This is a genomic window from Brevibacterium picturae, from assembly GCF_030453725.1.
Lineage (GTDB): Bacteria > Actinomycetota > Actinomycetes > Actinomycetales > Brevibacteriaceae > Brevibacterium > Brevibacterium sandarakinum_A.
In genome coordinates, this window is sequence record NZ_JAKDJU010000245.1 from 1 (window position 1) to 3394 (window position 3394).

Sequence of the window (3394 nt, forward strand, 5' to 3'; positions counted from 1 at the left end):
CATCTTGTATCCAAGATGGATCCAAGATACGTTGTGTGGGTAGCTGACAGGAATGACGGAAGGCGTCGATGAAGACCCGCACACGCGCACAGGCCAAGCTGATCGCCGCGCAGCTGCTCTCCGGAGCCGGGATCGCCTCCGGCTACGCGGTCGGCGGGCTGCTGGCCGAAGAGATCACGGGCAAGACCTCGATGGCGGGCATCGCGCAGATGAGTGTCATCCTCGGCGCCGGGCTCATCGCCTATCCCCTGGCGGTGCTGGCCGGCAAGGCCGGACGTCGGACCGCGCTGACGCTGGGATTCGGCATCGGCACCCTGGGCGCCACGGTCGTCCTCCTCGGCGTCGCACTGCAACTCCTCCCGCTGTTCATGCTGGGGATGATGATGTGCGGGTCTTCGACGGCCTCCGGCCTGCAGGCCCGCTACGCAGCCGTCGACCTCGTCGACCCATCTGCCGCCGGGCGCGCAATGTCCCTGGTGGTGTGGGCGACGACGATCGGCTCCGTGCTCGGGCCCAGCTTCACCGCACCCGGTGCGCGCCTCGGCGCGGCTCTGGGCATGAACGAGCTGGCCGGGCCCTACCTGATCTCGATGACAGCCTTCGGCCTCGCGACCCTGGTCGCGTCGACGCTGACCCGAAAGATCAAACCGGGCGCCGCACCCGCCACCACTGACTCGGGCAGCATGGGCAATGACGGCATCGCCGAGGTGACCGCAGAGTCAGACGGCACCACAGCTGAGCCGCCGACGATGAAGTTGGGCCCGGCACTGCGCTTCGCGGCAGCACGCCCGGTGCCCCTGTTCGCGATGATCACGATCATCGCCGGTCAGATGATGATGACCAATGTGATGGTGATGACCCCGGTGCACATGGATCACCAGGCCTTCTCCCTCGGCGCGATCGGCATCGTCGTCAGCGTCCACATTGCCGGCATGTACGCACTCTCACCGGTGTTCGGATGGATGGCAGATCGCTTCGGACCGGGCACCGTGATCGCCGGCGGTGTCATCGTCTTCGCCACCGCCATCATCCTGGGCGTCGTCGATGCCGCGGCCGAGGCCTCGTCCATGGTCCTGTTGAGCACCGCGCTCATCTTCCTCGGAGTGGGGTGGTCGATGTTCCTCATCGGCGGATCCGCGCTGCTGACAGCCTCGGTGCCCCGGCATGCGAAGGTCACCCTGCAGGGCGCATCGGATTCGGCGATGAACCTCGGCGGTGCGCTCATGGCCGCGATGGCCGGCACCGTACTCGAAGCGGGAGGGTTCCTGTGGATCAACATGATGGCCACCATCGTTCTCCTCGTCGCCCTCGGATTCTCCATCAAGGCAGTTCCCCTGATGCGCTGGCCCGGCCGGAAAGGCCCTGCCAGTCCAGCAGACAGCACCCCAGAGGCGTCATATGCGGATTGAAACGACATCTCAGGTAGTTTGAGTCCAAGCACCCCGGCCGGAGCGATCGCTGATCATCGGGCTCGGACATGACACTATCTGCGGCACACGAGGAGAATTCGGTGGCCACGACCAGCAGCGGCGAGACCCCGAGCGCCGCCGAGCGCGCCTATCAGCTCATCCGCGCGCAGATCCTCAACGGCACCCATCGCCCCGGGGCAATGCTGGGCGAGACAGGTTTGGCCGCCGAGCTCGAGGTCAGTCGCACACCGGTGCGGGTCGCTCTCGCCCGGCTGCAGGACGAGGGCTGGATCGTCATCTATCCCAAACGCGGAGCCATCGTCCAGGGAGTCGATGAACGCACCGTGGCCGAACTCGCCGACGCCCGGTTCGTTCTGGAGACGACGGCCGTCGATCGGGCTCCGGATGCACTGCGACAGCAGCTCGCCGAGGCGCTCGACACCTCGATCCAAGCTCAGCGGGAGGCCTTCGACGCCGGGGACATCGCCGCCTTCATCGACCTGACACTCGAGTTCCACCGCGGCTTCGTCGAGGCCGGAGACAACACGGTGATGTTGGAACTGTATTCGCAGCTCTCCGACCGGCACCGCTTCATCCTCTTCGCCTCCGGTGATCGGCTCCTCGGCCGGTGCGAGGAGATCATCGCCGAACACGTCTCACTGGTCGACCACCTGCGCTCGGGCGACTCCGCCGGGTTCGCGAACACCCTGCGCGGACACCTCGCGGAGAACGCACCGCCCACGGCCACCTCGGCGAGGTCGTCGGCAGCCTTCGATTCGACGATGCTCCGGCGGGGGGTGTCCACTCCGCCCGGCCAGCAGTAGGCTGGGTCCATGGAGCACAGATATCTTGGAAACAGCGGCCTGAAGATCTCGGAGATCACGTACGGAAACTGGCTCACGCACGGTTCCCAGGTGGAGAACGACACCGCCACGAAGTGTGTTCATGCGGCTCTCGACGCAGGCATCTCCACCTTCGACACCGCCGACGTCTACGCGAACACCGTGGCCGAGCAGGTCCTCGGCGATGCCCTCAAGGGACAGCGTCGCGAGTCCCTGGAGATCTTCACCAAGGTCTACTTCCCGACCGGACCCCAGGGACACAATGACACCGGCCTGTCCCGCAAGCACATCATGGAATCGATCAACGGCTCGCTGTCGCGCCTGGGCACCGACTACGTCGACCTCTACCAGGCCCACCGCTACGACTATGAGACCCCGCTCGAAGAGACCATGCAGGCCTTCGCGGATGTCGTGCGCGCCGGCAAGGCCCTCTACATCGGCGTGAGCGAGTGGAACGCCGATCAGCTGCGTGCCGCGCACTATCTGGCCCGTGATCTCGGCATCCAGCTCGTGTCCAACCAACCGCAGTACAACATGCTCTGGCGCGTCATCGAGCCCCAGGTCGTTCCGGCTTCGCAGGAGCTCGGGATCTCGCAGGTCGTGTGGTCGCCGATCGCCCAGGGCGTGCTCACCGGCAAGTACAAGCCGGGACAGCCTGCACCGGCCGGGTCTCGTGCCACCGATGAGAACGGCGGCAAGGACATGATCACCGACCGCTACCTCAACGATGAGATCCTCAACGGCGTGGCCAAGTTGGAACCGATTGCCTCCGATCTGGGTTTGACGATGGCCCAGCTCGCGATCGCCTGGGTGCTGGCCAACGACAACGTCGCAACCGCACTCGTCGGCGCCTCCCGTCCCGAGCAGGTGGAATCGAACGTCGCCGCAGCCGGTGTGAAGCTCGACGCCGAGGTGCTCTCCCGCATCGATGATGCCCTCGGTGATCTGCCCGAAACGAATCCCTCGAAGACCAAGTCCCCACCGACCCGGATCGTGTGATCGGGCAGCTGCTTCAACTCACTGCCTCGGCTGCGAATTACTGCTGATTGCCGCTGTTGCGCCCTCGGGTCAGCTCTGTGCTGTCGTCGCGGGGTTCGACAACGAGGTATGACGCGGCAGCAGTGAGTATTCCGGCTGTCAGTG

Annotated in this window: 3 protein-coding genes; all 3 read left to right on the forward strand. The window is 65.5% G+C overall.

Annotated features, from left to right (window positions below):
• Positions 1-68: 68 nt before the first annotated feature.
• The 3 genes from L0G76_RS14920 to L0G76_RS14930 all read left to right on the forward strand — a co-directional run bounded on the left by L0G76_RS14920 (position 69) and on the right by L0G76_RS14930 (position 3250).
• The gene (locus L0G76_RS14920) at positions 69-1409 is read left to right on the forward strand and encodes an MFS transporter (protein ID WP_304357941.1); all 1341 of its coding nucleotides are present in this window, start codon (positions 69-71) and stop codon (positions 1407-1409) included.
• 101 nt (positions 1410-1510) lie between these two features.
• Complete coding sequence (locus L0G76_RS14925) at positions 1511-2233, forward strand: GntR family transcriptional regulator (protein ID WP_304357942.1); 723 nt, start codon at positions 1511-1513, stop codon at positions 2231-2233.
• Between the two features lie 9 nt (positions 2234-2242).
• Positions 2243-3250: an aldo/keto reductase family protein gene (locus tag L0G76_RS14930; RefSeq protein ID WP_304357943.1), complete on the forward strand. Its 1008-nt coding sequence runs from the start codon at positions 2243-2245 to the stop codon at positions 3248-3250.
• Positions 3251-3394 lie beyond the last annotated feature (144 nt).